This is a genomic window from Sulfurisoma sediminicola, from assembly GCF_003865015.1.
In the GTDB taxonomy this organism is placed as follows: domain Bacteria; phylum Pseudomonadota; class Gammaproteobacteria; order Burkholderiales; family Rhodocyclaceae; genus Sulfurisoma; species Sulfurisoma sediminicola.
This window is the reverse complement of sequence record NZ_BHVV01000008.1, coordinates 479,540-496,427: the sequence shown is the minus strand read 5'-3', so window position 1 is coordinate 496,427 and position 16,888 is coordinate 479,540. Positions and strand designations below refer to the sequence as shown.

Genomic DNA, 16,888 nt, shown 5'->3' with positions numbered 1-16,888 from the left:
CGCCAGCGGGCTCGCTCAGACGACTTCGACCTTCTGGATCACCACGTCCTCGAGCGGGACGTCCTGGTGGAAGCCCTTGTTGCCGGTTCTGACGGCGCGGATCTTGTCGACCACGTCCATGCCCTCGACCACTTGGCCGAAGACGCAGTAGCCCCAGCCGCTGCCACTCGGGGCCTTGAAGTCGAGGAAGTCGTTGTCGACGGTGTTGATGAAGAATTGCGCCGTGGCCGAGTGCGGGTCGTTGGTGCGGGCCATGGCGACGCTGCCGCGCTTGTTCTTGAGACCGTTGCCGGCCTCGTTCTCGATCGGCTCGCGCACCGGCTTCTGCTTCATGCCGGGCTCGAAGCCGCCGCCCTGGATCATGAAACCGCTGATGACGCGGTGAAAGACGGTGTTGTCATAGTGGCCGGCATTGACGTAGTCGATGAAGTTCTGCGCCGACTTGGGGGCCTTCGCGGCGTCGAGTTCGATGGCTATGGTGCCGAGGCTGGTGGTGAGCTTGATCATGTTATTTCTTTTCGGGGAGGAGTTTGACGGATTCGATGACGACCGGCGTGGTCGGCACGTTCTGGTGGAAGCCGGCGTTGCCGGTGGGTACCTTGGCGACCTTGTTCACGATATCCACGCCCTGGGTGACCTTGCCGAATACGGCGTAGCCCCAGCCGTCGCGGGACGGATAATCCAGGCCGGCGTTGTCGACGAGGTTGATGAAAAACTGCGCCGAGGCCGAGTGCGGGTCGGACGTGCGCGCCATGGCCAGCGTGCCGGTCTGGTTCTTGAGGCCGTTCTTGGCTTCGTTCTGGATCGGCGCGCGGGTCGGCTTCTCCTTCATGCCGGGCTCGAAGCCGCCGCCCTGGATCATGAAGCCGGGGATGACGCGGTGGAAGATGGTGCCATTGTAGAAGCCGTCCTTGACGTACTGGACGAAGTTCTCGACGGTCTTCGGCGCCTTGTCGGCGTAGAGTTCGATGGTGATCGTGCCCTGATTCGTCTTCATCTCGACCATGGGGTTGGCGGCGAGGGCCGACAGGGAAATACCGAGGGCGGCGAGCGCCGCAAGCCACTGCTTCATGGGGATGCTCCTGAATAAAACCGGGGCGGCCAGGCCGGCGTCAGGCCGCGCCCTCGTAGATGATCTTCCAGCGTCCGTCTTCCTTGATCCAGTACTGGCGCTTCTTCATCTGGTTGGAAAGATTGCTGCTCTTGTAGTCCTGGTCGAAGGTGACCACGACGTATTCTTCCTTGCCGGGATTGCGGAACATGCTGATGTCGCCGGTGGCGACCTTGATCCAGCTCTTGCCGGCGTTGACCTTGCGCTTCTGCTCGATCCAGGCCTGCAGGCCCTGGCTGTCGGCCTGGAACTTGGCCGAGTAGTGGCGGGCGTAGCGGTCGGTGTCGCGGCTTTCCCAGTCGCGGCGCCACTCGTCGATCATCGACAGCAGGGATTGCCGCTCGGCCTGCCAGTCGTCGAGCGACAGCCATTCGATCGAGTTGCTGATGATCACCGGCGTCAGGCCGATCTGCAGGTTTTTCGACAGGGCGTCGAGGTCCTGGTTGGCCAGCACCACGCAGCCGTCGGAGGCCTTGGGCGGGCGCGAGAAAGTGTCGGAGGGCGTGCCGTGCAGCCAGATGCCGTGGCCGTTGCGGCCATGGCGCTTGTCCCACTCGTTCGGATAGTTGATGGGGAAGGCGCCGCTGCCGTAGAAGTCGGTGAGTTTCTGGCGCGGCAGGCTGGATGTGACGTGATAGACGCCGATGGGCGTCTTCTTGTCGCCTTCCTTGAGTTTCTCGGAGCCGAGCTTGCCGTGCGAGATGTAGTAGTCGGCGACGAAGCGCGGCGTGCCCTTGTCGTTCTGATAGACGTAGAGCCGCGCCTTCTGGGTGTCGACGACGATGGCGAATTTCTGGTCCCGCTCCATCTGCAGCAGGTAGCGCGGCACGTAGTCGGCGGTGGGCTTGCTCTTGTAGGCCTTGAGTCGGGCCACTGCCTCTTCGCGCAGGTCGGCGACCTTGTCCTGTTGCCCGCCCGATGCCCCTTCGCCGAAGGTCTTGAGCGGCTTGCTGCGGGCCAGCAGCAGGTCGCCTTTGATCAGGTTGCCGAGGCGGAAATTGGGGTAGGCGGTGAGCAGATCCTCGGTCTGGCGCAGCGCGGCCTCCCACTTGTTGGCCTCGATCTGCTCGAAGACCCCGGCCAGCAGCGGCTCTGGGCCGGAATCGGTGTAGCGCGCGGTGCCGGCTGCGAAGGCGCTCGCCGCGCAGGCGGCGAAGACGACGATGAGGAGGCGAGAGCGCAGCGCCTTGATCATCAGGTTCCGATCTTCTCTTGCTGGATCAGCCACTTGCCGTCACGTTTGACCATTTCGAGCACCTTGTTGCTGGATGTCTTGAGCGAGGCCGACTTGTAGTGCTGGCGGAACCTGGCGGTGGCGCGGTCGGCGCCATCGAGGGTAATGCGCAGATTATCAAAGCTGACCTGGATCGCGCCGGGCTTGGCGATGCGCTTCTGGCGCTCTGCCTCCCAAGCCGAGCGGGATTCGCCGCCGGGGGTCTTGAAGTCCTTGGCGTAATGCGAGAGGTAGCCTTTGACGTCCTTCTTCGACCAGGCGGCGGCCCAGGCGGAAACGGCCTTGGTGATTTCGGCGTTGGCGTCGCCGCCCGTGGCAGCCGGCCTGGCCTCGACCGCGATTTTGGCTTCGGGCGCGGGTTTGGCTTCCGCGACAGGCGTGGCTGGTGCGACAGGCGTGGCGACCGGCGCGACGGCGGCCACGGGAACGGTGGCGGCAGGCTTAACTTCAGGCGCCGCAATGGGCCTGGTTTCGGCCTGTTTGGCTTCCGCGACCGGCGCAACGGCGGCGGCCGGCTTGGTGACGACCGGCCTGGCGCCTGGGCGGCCCGTGGTTCCGCTGGTGCTCATGATGTCGCGGATCATCGCCAGTTTGGACTGGGCGCTGGCGTTGCCCTTGTCCAGTTGCAGGGCCTTGTCATAGGCCTGGCTGGCCAGGCGCGCGTAAATGTCGCCGAGGTTTTCGTGGGCGGTGGCGTAGGACGGATGGGTGCGGATCGCCATCTCCAGCGCCTGCTTGGCCTTGTCGTACTGCTTCTGCTGGGCGTAGATCACGGCCAGGTTGTTGTAGGGCTCGGGCAGTTCCGGGTAGTCCTCGGTCAGCTTGGTGAAAATGACGATGGCGTCGTTGGTCTTGCCCATCTCGGTGAGGATCAGACCCTTGAGGAAGCGCCCTTGGGCGTCCTTGGGCTTGCCTGCGAGGTATTTGTCGACCTGTTCAAGGGCCTGGGCGTGCTGCCCCTGCTTGAGGAAGCGCTGGGAGTCCTGCAGATTGTCTGCGCGTGCCGGGAGCGAAACGAGGCTGAGGCCGGCACAACCGGCGAAAGCGATCGCCAGCAGGGTCTTGCGGCACGGAAAATCGCGGAATTTGAGCATGGTATACTTGCGTCGAAGCTGTGCCAGACGGTCGAATTTAGCTGGCAATTCTATCAAGAAGGCGCCTCCCGCCACAACTTTCGGGGCCCGAGGAAGGCCGGAGAATGGCGGCTTTTCCCGACCTGCTTCCTTTTACCCGCTTGTCCTTCGGCATGCTCAAGCTCTACAACTCCCTGCACCGCGAGATCCAGGACTTTGTGCCGATCGAGCCGGCGCGTGTCCGCATGTATGTCTGCGGCATGACGGTGTACGACTATTGCCACCTCGGCCACGCCCGCGTCATGGTGGTGTTCGACATGGTGGCACGCTGGCTGCGCGCCTCCGGCTTCGACGTGACCTACGTCCGCAACATCACCGACATCGACGACAAGATCATCCGCCGTGCCGGCGAGAACGGCGAGTCGATCCGGGCGCTGACCGACCGCTTCATCGCCTTCATGAACGAGGACGCGGAGGCGCTGGGCGTGCTCAAGCCGGACTTCGAGCCGCGTGCCACCGAATATGTGCCGCAGATGCTGGCGATGATCGACCAGCTCGAGCAGAACGGTCTCGCCTACAAGGCCGACAGCAACGACGTCTGTTACGCAGTGCGCAAATTCGACGGCTACGGCAAGCTCTCAGGCAAGTCGATCGAGGACCTGCGTGCCGGCGAACGCGTCGACGTGCGCGAGGGCAAGCACGATCCGCTCGACTTCGTGCTGTGGAAATCGGCCAAGGTCGGCGAACCGGCCGAGGCGCAATGGGATTCGCCCTGGGGCAGGGGGCGTCCTGGCTGGCACATCGAGTGCTCGGCGATGGGCTCGGACATCCTCGGCAGGCACTTCGACATCCACGGTGGAGGCCAGGACCTGCAGTTCCCGCACCACGAGAACGAGATCGCCCAGTCCGAAGGGGCGCACCAGTGCGCCTTCGTCAATTACTGGCTGCACAACGGCTTCGTCCGCGTCGACGACGAGAAGATGTCGAAATCGCTCGGCAACTTCTTCACCATCCGCGAGGTGCTGAAAAAATACGACGCCGAGGTGGTGCGCTTCTTCATCCTGCGCGCCCACTACCGTAGCCCCTTGAACTACTCCGACGCCCATCTCGACGATGCGCGCGGTGCGCTGAGCCGCCTCTATACGGCGTTGAAGGGTTGCGCCAGCGACGGCCGGCTCGACTGGGACGAGCCGCACGCGCAACGCTTCAAGGCGGCGATGGACGACGACTTCGGCACGCCCGAGGCCATGGCGGTGCTTTTCGACCTCGCCAACGGGGTGAATCGTGGCCACGATCCACGCCTGGCGGTCCAGCTCAAGGGCCTGGCCGGGGTGCTCGGTCTGCTGCAGCGCGATCCCGTCGAATTCCTGCAGGCGGCACCGACCGTCGCGGGGGATATCGCGGCCGAGGACATCGAGGCGCGCATCGCCGCCCGCGCCGCCGCCAAGAAGGCGAAGAACTTCGCGGAGTCCGACCGCATCCGCGACGAGCTCAAGGCGGGCGGGATTATGCTCGAGGACGGCCCGCAGGGCACGACATGGAGGCGCGCTTAGGCATAGCGCTTAGCGGCGCCGCGCCCGGTTTCTAGCGCGCTTCCCGCACCTTCTCGAGAATTTCCAGCAGGTCTTTCTCCCAACGCGCGAAAACCGGCTTGAGTTCCGGCGCCGGGAAGAATTCGCCGAGCACGCCGGGACGATTGGTGGCCAGCAGGGTCTGGTCGCCCTCGGCGAAAATCGCGATGTTGAGCGGCAGAAATGGCATCAACTGCGGGTGCTTCTCGGCCAGCGCGGCCACTTCCTCGGCCTTGCCGTAGAACACCACGCGATACTTGTCGGTCTTGTAGCCACGGGCTTCGAGGCCGACATCGACACGCTGCACGCGCGCCAGGGTGTAGCCCTGGGCGGCGATGGCGTTCTGCAGCGTCAGCATCGCCCCCTCGAAATCCTGTCCGGAACGGATGATCAGCATCTGGTCGGCATGGGCGGCCGCGGGTGCCAACAGCGCCGACACCAGAGCGAGGAGGATGCGCAGAGTTCTCACAGCGTCGCGTCCTCCATGATGGTCAGATACATCTTCGTCAACTTCTCGCACATTTCGTCGAGTTCCGAGTTGTTGAAGATCTGGCTCAGCCGCTTGGGATTGCTGGCCATCATCGTCACCTTGCCGGCCTGTTCGAGGATGGTGAAGCGGCAGGGCAGGAACAGCCCGACGCGGGGGTCGGTGTTGAGGGCCTGGGCGAGCAGGCCGAAGTTGCAGACGTACACGATCTGCTGGTTGTGGTTTTCCCTGCCCGGCGGGACGATGCCCTCGTCGAGCGTCTGCTCGCGGATGAAGATGAAATTGTTGGTCTCGGCTGCCCGCTTGAGGTTGGCGACGGTGGTCTTCAGGTCGTAGGGCGATTCGACCGACAGGACCGGTTCCGGCGCGGGTTTCCCGGCGTCGGGCCTGGCCAGGGGCGACTGCTCGAAGTTGCGGACGAAGGCGACGAGGTCGTCGATGTCCTGTTCCTTCAGCCCCTTCCGCACGAAGGACACCATGGGCGTGCCGGTGACACCCTGCGTCAGGATGGCCTTGATCTGCAGGTCGGTGGTTGAAGCGAGGAAGCCGGCGTTGTGCAGGGCCGGCGCCATGATGGTCTGCTCGCGGGGTCGCGACAGCGTGACGCCGGTGCCCTTGCCGCCTTCGCCGGTCGCGCCGTGGCAGCTCGCGCAGTGCTTCTGGAAGAGCTTGCCGCCGTTGGCGAGGTCGCCCGGGATGCGCGTCTCGGCGTACTCGGCCGGTCTGCCCGGGTTCCAGCTGCCCATGTGGGCGACGATGGCGTCGACCTCGGCAGCCGACAGGCTGGCGAAGGCCGGCATCACGCGCCCGGGCCGGCCATGACGGATGGAGCGGCGCAGGTATTCCTCGGTGGTCAACGCACGAATCGACGGCAGGGCCAGTGGCACGCCGATGCCGCCGCTGCCCCGCTCGCCGTGGCAGGCGGCGCAGTTCTGGGCATAGAGTCTGGCGCCGTCGTCGGCAAGCGCGGACAGTGCGGGCAACAGCGCGAGCAGGAGAGACGGGATGGCTGGTCTCATGGTTGCAGGCAATCCGGAGAAAAGGCAGACCGCCGTATTATGGCAGCCGCGCAGCCGCGGGTGGATGCCACGCCGCCGCGCATATCCGGCCGCAGGGCTCCTCGCCTGGCTTTTGGCAGAATCCCTGGTTCGTGTGGGGAAAATTTGATTACGGTCAAAGAAAGCCGCGGCGCGGAGGTAGATGCTGGCGGCGCTCGGGTGCTGCAATACCGATCGACCATCAATCACGGGGAGCCACAAGGTTATGAAGACGCGCAAGCTCGTTAGTTCTCTCAAATACGCATTGCTGCCGGCCGCGCTGTTCGGCGCCTTCGGCAGCGCCTTGGCGCAGACGCCGGCCGCCTCGCCGACGATGACGGCCGATGAAAAGGCCCAGGCCAAGAAGATCTACTTTGAGCGTTGCGCCGGCTGCCACGGCGTGCTGCGCAAGGGCGCCACCGGCAAGAACCTCGAGCCGCACTGGAGCAAGAAGCTGCCGGACGGCTCCACCCAGGAAGGCGGCACGCTCAAGCTCGGCTCGAACCGTCTGGAGAAAATCATCTCCTACGGCACCGACGGCGGCATGGTGAACTTCGACGACATCCTGTCCAAGGACGAGATCAGCCTGATGGCGAAATACATCCAGAACACCCCGGATGTGCCGCCCGAGTACAGCTTCAAGGACACGATGGACTCCTGGAAGGTGATGGTGCCGGTCAAGGATCGTCCGACCAAGCAGATGAACAAGTTCAACCTGAAGAACATGTTCTCGGTCACCCTGCGCGACACCGGCGAGGTGGCGCTGATCGACGGCGACACCAAGGAGATCCGCAGCATCGTCAAGACCGGCTACGCCGTGCATATCTCGCGCCTGTCCAAGTCCGGCCGTTATGTGTATGTGATCGGCCGCGACGGCCGCCTGAGCCTGATCGACCTGTGGATGGAGAAGCCTGCCGTGGTCGCCGAACTGAAGATCGGCTTCGACGCCCGGTCGGTCGATACCTCCAAGTTCAAGGGCTACGACGACAAGTACGCCATCGCCGGTTCCTACTGGCCGCCCCAGTACGTGATCATGGACGGCGACACGCTTAAGCCGCTCAAGATCGTCAGCACCCGCGGCATGACCGTGGATGGCGAGTACCACCCCGAGCCGCGCGTGGCCTCGATCGTTTCCTCCGAGATCAAGCCCGAGTGGGTCGTGAACATCAAGGAAACCGGCCAGATCCTGCTGGTGGATTACTCCGACATCAAGAACCTGAAGACCACCACCATCGAGTCCGCCAAGTTCCTGCATGACGGCGGCTGGGACGCCTCCAAGCGCTACTTCCTGGTCGCGGCCAATGCCTCGAACAAGATCGCCGCGGTGGATACCAAGCTCGGCAAGCTGGCTGCCCTGATCGACGTCAAGAAGCTCCCGCACCCGGGTCGCGGCGCCAACTTCGTGCATCCGCAGTTCGGTCCCGTCTGGGCCACCGGTCACCTCGGCGCCGATGTCGTGACGCTGATCTCCACCGCCTCGGACGACAAGAAGTTCGCCAAGTACAAGGAACACAACTGGAAGGTCGTCCAGGAAATGAAGCACGTTCCGGGCAACCTGTTCGTCAAGACCCATCCCAAGTCCAAGCATTTCTGGGCCGACTCGCCGCAGAACCCCGAGAAGGAACTGGCGGAATCCGTGGCGGTGTGGGACATGGCCGACCTGTCCAAGCCGACGAAGATCATCAACGTCGCCAAGGATTCCGGCCTGCCCGAGACCAAGGCGACCCGTCGCGCCGTGCATCCCGAGTACAGCGCCGACGGCAAGGAAGTCTGGATCTCGCTGTGGGGCGGCAAGACCGACCAGTCGGCCATCGTGGTGTATGACGACGCGACGCTCAAGGTCAAGAAGGTGATCACCGATCCGAAGATGATCACCCCGACCGGCAAGTTCAACGTCTACAACACCCAGCACGATATCTATTGATCGTTGCAGGGCTGAGAATTGCCGGGGGGTGGAGCGATCCGCCCCCCGGTTTTTCATTTGATTTCTTGAGTGCCGTCAACCCCCGCACGCGGCACGACGTTCTAGAATCGACGCCATCCGGCCACTTCAACCTAGGAGTCTGAAATGAACAAGAAGCTCATCGTTTCCTCGATCGCCACGATGCTGGCCTGCGGCGCCGGCACCGCGCTTGCCGCCGCGCCCGATTGGGGCAAGGTGCCGAGCAAGAAGATCACCGTTTTCTACCCCGGCGTATCGCCGATCGAGTGGATCGTCAAGGGCACCGAGCACGGCGGCGCCAAGGGTCTCAAGAAGGGTGAGAGCTGCGCCAGCTGCCACGACGAGGAGGCCGCCGACATGGGCAAGAAGATGGCCACCGGCCAGAAGCTCGAGCCCAATGTCATCAAGGGCAAGGCCGGCAGCATTCCCGTGACGGTACAGGCCGCCAACGACGGCACCAACCTCTACATGCGCTTCACCTGGAAGGAGCCCGCGGCCAGCGGCGGCGGCGCCGACAAGGAAAACCAGGTCAAGCTCGCCTTCATGCTCGAGGACAACAAGGTCGAGCGCGCAAACCTCTCCGGCTGCTGGGAAACCTGCCACCAGGACGCGCGTACGATGCCCGGAGTCACCGACGACAAGAAGACCAAGTACGTTACGGGCGGCAGCGTCGCCTCCGGCAAGTTTTACGACCTGCTGCAGTGGAAGAGCAAGGCCAACAAGGGCACCGACGGCTACGTCGCCGACAAGCGCGTGATGGAAGGCGGCAAGGGCCTGGTCGAGGCCAAGGGCGAGAAGAAGGGCGATACCTGGACGGTTACCTTCACCCGCAAGCTGGCCGGCGGCGGCGAGGGCGATATCGCCATGGCCTCGGGCAAGCTGTACAACTTCGGCTTCGCCATCCATGACGACCAAGCGGTCGGCCGTTTCCACCATGTCTCGCTCGGTTACACGCTGGGCATCGACGCCAAGGCCGACATCACCGCCGGCAAGTGACGCGTTGAGCGGGCTTTCCGCATGAGGCGACGAATGGGGGCAGCCCTGCGGGCTGCCCCTTTTCTTTTTCTTGCGCCATGAGTCGCGGCCGGCGAAACGGTCGATGTGCGCATCGTCGCCTACAAGTATTTTCCGGCGGCTTCGAGTCAGAGCGTATCTTTCCGGGCGAGTCCTGGTCGCGCACCTTCGAGCAGCCTTGCAGCTACCGTTATCGCTGCGGTTCCCATCCGGAGATGAAGGGTGCGGTCGAAGTCTCCGAGTAGCCGGCGTTTGACGCGCGTCAATGCGGTCGCGTCGTGGCGAAGCGATGCTTGCTGCGTGTTTTCTCGACTACTGGCCATTACCCTGATGATCGCCGCAACAGCCGATGCAGCGGAGCCCGACAGCGCGCGTCAGCGCGAACTGGTGCGGCTCGTGCGCCAGGACTGCGGTTCCTGTCATGGCATGACGCTCAAGGGCGGCCTTGGCCTGCCGCTGACCGCAGAGGCGTTGCGCGACAAGCCTTTCGACGGTCTCGTCGCCACGGTCGTCTACGGCCGCCCGGGCACGGCGATGCCGCCATGGAAGACCATGATTTCCGAGAACGAGGCAGAATGGATCGTGCGCCAGTTGATGCAGGGCTTTCCGGAGGAAGCCAGATGATGACGATGAATCGCTGGCTGACCTTCCTCGCCGCTCTGCTGCTGGCCGGCTGTGCCCAGACGGGCCTTCGCGGCACCGGCGACCTCGGTGTCGTCGTCGAGCGCGCCAGCGGGCGCATCGCCATCGTCGATACCACCGCCAAGTCCATCATCGCTAGCGTCCACGGCCTGGGCGACCTTTCGCACGCCTCGGTGGTGTTCTCGCGCGATGGCCGCTACGCCTATGTCTTCGGCCGCGACGGCGGGCTTTCCAAGGTCGACCTGCTGCTGGCGCGAATCGACAAGCGCGTGATGCAGGCCGGCAACAGCATCGGCGGAGCGATCTCGCAGGACGGCCGCCTCGTCGTCGCACAGAACTACGAGCCCGGCGGCATCAAGGTATTCGACGCGGATACGCTGGAACTGCTGTCCGAGGTGCCGGCGCAGTCGAAGGTCGTCGGCCTCGCCGACCTGTCCGGCAACCGCTTCGCCTACGCGCTGTTCGACAAGGGCGAGATATGGATCAGCGATCTTGCCAATCCGCGCGATCCGAAGACGCAGAAATATCCCGCCGGACAACAGCCCTACGACGGCCTGGTGACGCCCGACGGCCGCCACTACATGGCCGGCCTTTTCGGCGAGGATGGCATCGCGCTGCTCGACACCTGGCGGCCTGAGCTCGGTTCGAGGAAGATCCTCGAGCACTACGGCAAGGGGCAGGAGAAATTGCCGGTGTTCAAGATGCCGCACCTCCGCGGCTGGGCGGTGGCGGGGGGCAAGGCCTACCTGCCGGCGATCGGCCGCCACGAGGTGCTGCTGGTCGATACCGCGACTTGGAAGGAGGCCGGGCGCATCGAGGTCAAGGGCCAGCCGGTGTTCGTCATGGCGCGGCCCGACGGCCGCCAGGTCTGGGTGAATTTCGCCTTCCCCGACAACGGCTGGGTCCAGGTCATCGACACCCTCAAGGGTGAAGTGGTGCAGACGCTGCAGCCGGGCAAGGCCATCCTGCACATGGAATTCACACCGCGCGGCGAGCAGGTCTGGCTGTCGGCGCGCGACGACAACCTCGTCTCGATCTACGATACCCAGAGCTTCGCCCGGCTGACGACGCTTCAGGCCGAAAGCCCCTCGGGCATCTTCTTCACCTCGCGCGCCGCAAGGACAGGATTCTGAGCATGGACTCGCCCTACACGCCGCTGGAATTCGAACTGCTCAATGCCTGGCAGCGCGGCCTGCCGCTGGTCGCGCGGCCGTTCGCGGCCGTCGCGGAGAAAATCGGCGCTGGCGAGACGGCGGTGATCGAGACGCTGGCCCGCCTGCAACGGCGCGGCGCCATCAGTCGCGTCGGCGCGGTGTTCGCGCCGCGCCGCATCGGCGCCAGCACGCTGGCCGCGCTGGCTGCGCCGCCCGAGCGGCTCGAGGAAATAGCCGCCCTGGTCAGCGCGCGCCCCGAGATCAACCACAACTACCAGCGCGAGCACCGCTACAACCTCTGGTTCGTCGCCACGGCGTCCGATCAGCGCCGGCTCGACGAAACGCTTGCCGCCATCGCCGCGGACACCGGCTGTGCGGTGATGTCGCTGCCCCTGCAGCAGGAGTTCCACATCGATCTCGGCTTCGATCTTGCCGGCAAGGACGGCAAGACCACCCGGGCAGCGCATCCCTGCCTCGGCGGTTCGCCTGAACCGCTCGCCGCGGCGGACCAGGCGCTGATGGCGGCGCTGCAGCCGGGGCTCGAACTGGTGGCGCGACCCTTCGCCGCGCTCGCGGCGAAGGCCGGGATCGACGAGGCCGCGGCGCTGCGGCGGGTCGGCGAGTGGCTCGAGGCGGGCATCGTCAAGCGCTTCGGTGTCGTCGTGCGCCACCACGAGCTCGGCTACACGGCCAATGCGATGACCGTATTCGACGTGCCGGACGAGCAGGTCGCCGCGGTCGGCGCGCTGCTTTCGCGGGAGGAGGGCGTGACGCTCTGCTACCGCCGCGCCCGCCACCTGCCGGAGTGGCCGTACAACCTCTACTGCATGGTCCATGGCCGTTCGCGCGAGGAAGTGCTGCCGGTGATCGAGCGCCTCTGCCGCGTCGCCGGCCATCCCTGCGAGGCGCTGTTCAGCCTGCGCCGCTTCAAGCAGTGCGGCGCGCGCTATTTCGCGTCGCCGCGCGACGCCGGCTAGCCGTCGCGCTGCCGCAGTCGCGACGGCGATGCCGACTTTCTCGCTTTCACGCAAGTTTCTTGCCGTCGCGCTGGGCGTGCTGACGCTCTGGTGCGTCGACTTCGCGGTGTTCTACCGCACGCTTGGCGAGCACCATCACATCGACGAGCAGGTCAATGCCATCGGCCGCATGCGCATGCTGGCGCAGAAGGTCGCCTATCGCTGCGCCGTGGAGGGCGCGGCGCCGGGCCTTCATCAGGCGGAAGTGGCCGGAATGCTGGAGACCTGGGAGCATAGCCTCACCTCGCTCGAGCGTGGCGGCGAGGTCTTCGGGGCCGCGCTGCAGGCGGCGGACGATGGCCAGCGCGGCCGGTTGCACGCCCTGCGCGCCCGCTTCGAGGGATGGCGCGACGAGATTCGCGGCGCGATGGCGCTGACGGCCGCCGGTCGTTCCGGTGCCTGCCTCGAGCCGAGAATCACCGGCGCCACGGACGACATCGTCCAGGCCATCGATGCCTTCCTCGGCGACGCGTCGCGGCGGGTGCGCAACGAGGAAAACCAGACCTGGTGGATCGTCGCGACCCTGATCGCCATCAACCTGCTGCTGATCGTGGTGGGCCTGCTGGCGGTGCGGCGGCATCTGGTGCAGCCGCTGCGCTCGCTGGCGCAGCTCAGCGGCGAGTACGCGCGCGGCCGCTTCGAACGGCGCATGGATTTCGCCGCGGCCGACGAGATCGGCGACCTCAGTCAGGCCTTCAACCGCATGGCCGAACAGACCATGTCCGACCTGGCGCAATTGCGCAAGCTTTCCCAGGCCGTCTCCCACAGCGCCGCCGGTGTCGTCATCACCGATGCCCGCGCCCATATCGAATACGCCAATCCGCGCTGGTGCGAAATGACCGGCTACGCCGCCGACGAAGTTCTCGGCGCCAATCCGCGCATCGTCCAGTCGGGTCAGACACCGCCCGAAACCTACGAACAGATGTGGGTGGCCCTGCTGGAGACCGGCGTCTGGCGCGGCGAATTCCTCAACCGCCGCAAGAACGGCGAACTCATCTGGATGCTGCAGAACATTTCCACGGTTCTCGACGAGCGCGGCGATGTCGCCGGTTTCGTCTCCGTCAGCATTGACATGACCGAGTACCGGCGGGCGTTGCAGGAAGTCTCGCGCATCAATCGCATGCTGCGCCTGCTGTCGAGTTGCAACGAGGCGCTGATCCATGCGACCGACGAGCGCAGCTTCATCGACACCACCCTGCATCAGATCGTCGAACTCGGCGGCTACGCCGCGGCCGGCGTCCTCTGCCATGTGGATGGGAACGGCGGTGGCATGGTGGTCGGCCAGGCCGGCGCATGGTGCGAAGACGATGCGGTGGCGGACGTCTCCGCGCGGCCCGAGATGATCGCGCTGTCGCTGGTGCAGAACGGCAGCGTGCGGGGCGAACTGCGCCTGCGCCAGGCGGTCGCCGAGCCGTTGCAGGTGGAGGAGCTGCGGCTGCTGCACGAGCTTTCCGCCGATCTCGCCTTCGGCATCGCCAGCCAGCGCCTCGCGGCGGCGAAGCGCATCGCCGAGGACTCGCTGCGCCTGCGCGAACGTGCGATCGACTCATCGGCCAACGCCATCATGATCGCCGAGCTTTCGGTCGCCGGACTGAGGCTGAGCTACGTGAATTCGGCCTTCGAGCGCATGACCGGCTACGGGCGTGCCGATGCGCTCGGCCGCGACCCCGACTTCCTGCTCGGCGCCGCCGCCGAGCAGATCGGCAGCGGCGAAATCCGCGACGCCCTGCGCGAGAAGCGCGAGGCGCGGGCGCAACTGCGCCTGGTGCGCAGCGACGGCACGACGTTCTGGAGCGAGATGTTCGTCTCGCCGGTGGCGGCCGAGGCGGGCGACGTCAGCCACTTCCTGCTGGTGCTCAACGACGTCAGCGAGCGCGTCGCCTACGAGGAGGAACTGGCGCGACAGACCAACTACGACGCGCTGACCGGGCTGGCCAACCGCAACCTGCTGGCCGATCGCCTCGGCCTCGCGGTGGTTCAGGCGCAACGCCGCGGCCACATGGCGGCGGTGGCGGTCATCGACATCGACCATTTCAAGTACGTCAACGACGGCATCGGCCACGGTATCGGCGATCGCCTGCTGCAGGAGGTCGCCCGGCGCCTCTCCGGCTACGTGCGCCATGGCGACACGGTCGCGCGCATGGCGTCCGACGAGTTCGTCGTGGTGCTGTCGGAGGTCGCCGACGAGGGCTACGTTTCGGAAGTTCTCGAACGCATCCAGAAGCTCATCGCCGCGCCGCTGGTGTTCGACGAGCACGAGCTGCTGCTCACCTGCAGCATCGGCGTCGGCCTGTTTCCGCGCGACGGCGGTGACGCGGCGACGCTGTTGCAGAACGCCGATGCGGCGATGCACCGGGCCAAGGCCGCCGGCCGCAACCAGTTCCAGTTCTTCACCGCCGACATCAATCGCGCGGTCGGCGCCCGCCTGGCTCTGGAGAAGCAATTGCGCCGTGCGGTGGAAGCCGACCAGCTGCGGCTGCACCTGCAACCGCAGGTGGACCTGCAGAGCGGGGCCATCGTCGGCGCCGAGGCGCTGGTGCGCTGGCAGCATCCGGAGCACGGCTTGCTCGAGCCGGACCGTTTCATTCCACTGGCCGAGGACACCGGGCTCATCGTCCCCATCGGCGAGTGGGTACTGGACGCCGCCTGCACCCTGGCCAGCGCCTGGAACCGCGAAGGGCTGCCGCGGGCGAACGTCGCGGTGAATCTGTCGGCGCGACAGTTCCGGCAGAAGAACCTGATTCCGCTGGTGCGCGAAGCCCTGGCCGTAAACGAGCTCGACGCCGACCAGCTCGAGCTCGAGGTCACCGAAAGCATGGTGATGGACGACGTCGTCGAGGCGGCCGCCATCCTTGGCGAACTCAAGGCCATCGGCGTGCGCCTCTCGCTCGACGACTTCGGTACCGGCTATTCGAGCCTGGCCTATCTCAAGCGCTTCCCCATCGACACGCTCAAGCTCGACCGCTCCTTCATCCGCGATCTAACGGTCGACGCCGAGGATGCCGCCATCGTCCGCGCCGTGCTGTCGATGTCGCGCAGCCTCAACCTCAAGGTCGTGGCCGAAGGCGTCGAGGACGCCGCGCAGCTCGGCTTCCTCGTCACGCAGCGCTGCGACCTGATCCAGGGCTATTATTTCAGCCCGCCGGTGCCGGCCGGGGATTTTACGTCCTTGTTGCGTTCGGGCCGTCGCCTGGCTCCCGACTACCGGCTCGGACGGGCCGCGATCCTCGTGGTCGATGACGACCCGCTCTCTCGCGGTGCCCTCTGCGCCGTGCTGGAGGAATCGGGTTTTGCCGTCAGCGAGGCGACGCGGGGCGAGGAAGCGCTCGCCGTGCTCGAGCGCCAGCCCGTGAACATGGTCATCGCCGACTACTTCATGCCGGGCATGACCGGGACCGACCTCCTGGCGAAGGTGCATGAGCGGCGGCCGGATGTCGTGCGCGTGCTGATGTCGGGCCGGGCGGAAGTGCCCATGCTGCTGGAGGCGGTCAACCGCGGCGCGATATCGAGGTTTCTCGCCAAGCCCTGGGCGATTGACGACGTTCGCACCACTGTGGAGGAGGCACTGGGGGGGATGAGCGTATGGCGAGCATGAACGAACGGCCGCGGGAAGCGGCGCTCGAACCGGCGGACCGCGCCATCATCAACGCCCTGCAGGGTGGTTTCCCCGTTTGTGATCGCCCCTATCTGGAGGTGGCCCAACGGCTGGGCATGAGCGAGGAGGAGCTGCTCTCACGGCTGCAGCGCCTGCTCGACGAGCGCGTGCTGACGCGCTTCGGCCCGATGTTCCAGGTCGAGCGCATGGGCGGTGCCTTCGTGCTGGCGGCGCTGAAGGTGCCGGAGGCCGACTACGAGCGCGTCGCCGAAATCGTGAATGGCTTCGCCGAAGTCGCCCACAACTACCGCCGCGAGCACGCGCTCAACATGTGGTTCGTGCTCGCCACCGAATCGCCGGCCGGCATCGCGAACGCCACGGCGGCCATCGAGGCCGCGACGGGACTGACGGTGTTCGCCTTCCCCAAGGAGCGCGAATACTTCGTCGAGATGAAACTCCATGCAGACTGACGACCTTGACCGCCGACTGATCGTCGCCACCCAGGGTGGCATGCCGCTGGTGCCGCGCCCCTACGACGCGCTTGCCGAGCAGCTTGGCATAGCGGCTGCCGAGGTTCAGGCGCGCCTCGCCGCCATGCTCGAGAGCGGCCTGATCCGCCGCATCGGCGCCGTGCCCAACCACTACGCGCTCGGCTATCGCCACAACGGTATGACGGTCTGGGACGTCGCCGACGAGCGGATCGACGAGCTTGGCGAGAAAGTCGGCGCGCTGCCCTTCGTCACCCACTGTTACCGGCGGCCTCGACATCTGCCCGACTGGCCCTATAATCTGTTCGCGATGGTGCACTGCAAAAGCCGTGCGGAAGCCGATCAGCGGGTCGCGGAAATTGCCGCGCTGCTGGGGTCCGCCTGCCGTGCCCACGACGTGCTGTACAGCAGCCGCATCCTGAAGAAGACGGGTTTGCGCATCGCGGGCTGATCAGGCTCGCAGCGACCGTCAGGAGATTGATTTGTCAGCAACCGAAGAGGGTCGCAAATCCGGCCTCGCCGCC

At 65.6% G+C, this 16,888-nt stretch carries 15 protein-coding genes; 9 read left to right on the top strand and 6 right to left on the bottom strand.

Annotated elements, in window-relative coordinates:
• Positions 1-15 precede the first annotated feature (15 nt).
• From EJE94_RS13855 to EJE94_RS13840, 4 genes are read right to left on the bottom strand one after another with little or no spacing between them, the layout of a single operon-like run.
• Positions 16-507, bottom strand: a complete 492-nt coding sequence (locus EJE94_RS13855; protein ID WP_121243074.1) for a peptidylprolyl isomerase — start codon at positions 505-507, stop codon at positions 16-18.
• Between the two features lies 1 nt (position 508).
• Positions 509-1,072 (bottom strand): peptidylprolyl isomerase, encoded by a 564-nt coding sequence (locus tag EJE94_RS13850; RefSeq protein WP_121243072.1) that lies wholly within the window; start codon positions 1,070-1,072, stop codon positions 509-511.
• Between the two features lie 40 nt (positions 1,073-1,112).
• Positions 1,113-2,306, bottom strand: coding sequence for a L,D-transpeptidase family protein (locus EJE94_RS13845; protein ID WP_121243070.1), 1,194 nt, complete (start codon positions 2,304-2,306; stop codon positions 1,113-1,115).
• Positions 2,306-3,439 carry a L,D-transpeptidase Cds6 family protein gene (locus EJE94_RS13840; RefSeq protein ID WP_121243068.1) on the bottom strand — a complete coding sequence of 378 codons (1,134 nt, stop codon included), beginning with the start codon at positions 3,437-3,439 and terminating at the stop codon, positions 2,306-2,308. Before EJE94_RS13840 ends, EJE94_RS13845 begins: the two co-directional genes overlap by 1 nt.
• Before the next feature lie 152 nt (positions 3,440-3,591).
• Here EJE94_RS13840 and cysS point away from each other — a divergent pair, with 152 nt between their 5' ends.
• On the top strand, positions 3,592-4,971 hold the full coding sequence (gene cysS / locus EJE94_RS13835) for a cysteine--tRNA ligase (protein ID WP_121243203.1): 1,380 nt from the start codon (positions 3,592-3,594) through the stop codon (positions 4,969-4,971).
• Positions 4,972-5,002: 31 nt separating this feature from the next.
• Here the strand turns inward: cysS and EJE94_RS13830 are convergent, their stop codons facing one another.
• Positions 5,003-5,458: a DUF302 domain-containing protein gene (locus EJE94_RS13830; RefSeq protein ID WP_121243066.1), complete on the bottom strand. Its 456-nt coding sequence runs from the start codon at positions 5,456-5,458 to the stop codon at positions 5,003-5,005.
• Positions 5,455-6,495 carry a c-type cytochrome gene (locus EJE94_RS13825; RefSeq protein ID WP_121243064.1) on the bottom strand — a complete coding sequence of 347 codons (1,041 nt, stop codon included), beginning with the start codon at positions 6,493-6,495 and terminating at the stop codon, positions 5,455-5,457. Before EJE94_RS13825 ends, EJE94_RS13830 begins: the two co-directional genes overlap by 4 nt.
• Positions 6,496-6,739: 244 nt before the next feature.
• Here EJE94_RS13825 and EJE94_RS13820 point away from each other — a divergent pair, with 244 nt between their 5' ends.
• The 8 genes from EJE94_RS13820 (at position 6,740) to ahbB (EJE94_RS13780) (ending at position 16,815) form a co-directional block, all read left to right on the top strand.
• The gene (locus EJE94_RS13820) at positions 6,740-8,437 is read left to right on the top strand and encodes a cytochrome D1 domain-containing protein (RefSeq protein ID WP_121243062.1); all 1,698 of its coding nucleotides are present in this window, start codon (positions 6,740-6,742) and stop codon (positions 8,435-8,437) included.
• 144 nt (positions 8,438-8,581) lie between these two features.
• Complete coding sequence (locus EJE94_RS13815) at positions 8,582-9,451, top strand: ethylbenzene dehydrogenase-related protein (RefSeq protein ID WP_121243060.1); 870 nt, start codon at positions 8,582-8,584, stop codon at positions 9,449-9,451.
• A 348-nt stretch (positions 9,452-9,799) separates the two neighbouring features.
• A complete protein-coding gene (locus EJE94_RS13805) occupies positions 9,800-10,093 on the top strand; it encodes a c-type cytochrome (protein ID WP_121243058.1) in 294 nt (97 codons plus the stop codon).
• Complete coding sequence (locus EJE94_RS13800) at positions 10,090-11,244, top strand: cytochrome D1 domain-containing protein (RefSeq protein ID WP_121243056.1); 1,155 nt, start codon at positions 10,090-10,092, stop codon at positions 11,242-11,244. Before EJE94_RS13805 ends, EJE94_RS13800 begins: the two co-directional genes overlap by 4 nt.
• A gap of 2 nt (positions 11,245-11,246) precedes the next feature.
• A complete protein-coding gene (ahbB, locus tag EJE94_RS13795) occupies positions 11,247-12,242 on the top strand; it encodes a siroheme decarboxylase subunit beta (protein WP_121243054.1) in 996 nt (331 codons plus the stop codon).
• Between the two features lie 28 nt (positions 12,243-12,270).
• A complete protein-coding gene (locus EJE94_RS13790; RefSeq protein WP_121243051.1) occupies positions 12,271-15,876 on the top strand; it encodes an EAL domain-containing protein in 3,606 nt (1,201 codons plus the stop codon).
• On the top strand, positions 15,873-16,346 hold the full coding sequence (locus EJE94_RS13785; protein ID WP_207855981.1) for an Lrp/AsnC family transcriptional regulator: 474 nt from the start codon (positions 15,873-15,875) through the stop codon (positions 16,344-16,346). The genes EJE94_RS13790 and EJE94_RS13785 overlap by 4 nt, the downstream gene beginning before the upstream one ends.
• The gene (ahbB, locus tag EJE94_RS13780; protein WP_121243047.1) at positions 16,336-16,815 is read left to right on the top strand and encodes a siroheme decarboxylase subunit beta; all 480 of its coding nucleotides are present in this window, start codon (positions 16,336-16,338) and stop codon (positions 16,813-16,815) included. Before EJE94_RS13785 ends, ahbB (EJE94_RS13780) begins: the two co-directional genes overlap by 11 nt.
• The last annotated feature ends 73 nt before the right edge of the window (positions 16,816-16,888 follow it).

Excerpts from the sequence above, each read along its gene's own strand:
- EJE94_RS13785 (WP_207855981.1), top strand. The coding sequence starts at position 15,873 with ATGAACGAACGGCCGCGGGAAGCGGCGCTCGAACCGGCGGACCGCGCC.
- ahbB (WP_121243054.1), top strand. The coding sequence starts at position 11,247 with ATGGACTCGCCCTACACGCCGCTGGAATTCGAACTGCTCAATGCCTGG.
- EJE94_RS13845 (WP_121243070.1), bottom strand. The coding sequence starts at position 2,306 with ATGATCAAGGCGCTGCGCTCTCGCCTCCTCATCGTCGTCTTCGCCGCC.
- EJE94_RS13805 (WP_121243058.1), top strand. The coding sequence starts at position 9,800 with ATGATCGCCGCAACAGCCGATGCAGCGGAGCCCGACAGCGCGCGTCAG.
- EJE94_RS13820 (WP_121243062.1), top strand. The coding sequence starts at position 6,740 with ATGAAGACGCGCAAGCTCGTTAGTTCTCTCAAATACGCATTGCTGCCG.
- ahbB (WP_121243047.1), top strand. The coding sequence starts at position 16,336 with ATGCAGACTGACGACCTTGACCGCCGACTGATCGTCGCCACCCAGGGT.
- EJE94_RS13800 (WP_121243056.1), top strand. The coding sequence starts at position 10,090 with ATGATGACGATGAATCGCTGGCTGACCTTCCTCGCCGCTCTGCTGCTG.
- EJE94_RS13840 (WP_121243068.1), bottom strand. The coding sequence starts at position 3,439 with ATGCTCAAATTCCGCGATTTTCCGTGCCGCAAGACCCTGCTGGCGATC.
- EJE94_RS13825 (WP_121243064.1), bottom strand. The coding sequence starts at position 6,495 with ATGAGACCAGCCATCCCGTCTCTCCTGCTCGCGCTGTTGCCCGCACTG.
- EJE94_RS13790 (WP_121243051.1), top strand. The coding sequence starts at position 12,271 with ATGCCGACTTTCTCGCTTTCACGCAAGTTTCTTGCCGTCGCGCTGGGC.
- EJE94_RS13815 (WP_121243060.1), top strand. The coding sequence starts at position 8,582 with ATGAACAAGAAGCTCATCGTTTCCTCGATCGCCACGATGCTGGCCTGC.
- EJE94_RS13855 (WP_121243074.1), bottom strand. The coding sequence starts at position 507 with ATGATCAAGCTCACCACCAGCCTCGGCACCATAGCCATCGAACTCGAC.
- EJE94_RS13850 (WP_121243072.1), bottom strand. The coding sequence starts at position 1,072 with ATGAAGCAGTGGCTTGCGGCGCTCGCCGCCCTCGGTATTTCCCTGTCG.
- cysS (WP_121243203.1), top strand. The coding sequence starts at position 3,592 with ATGCTCAAGCTCTACAACTCCCTGCACCGCGAGATCCAGGACTTTGTG.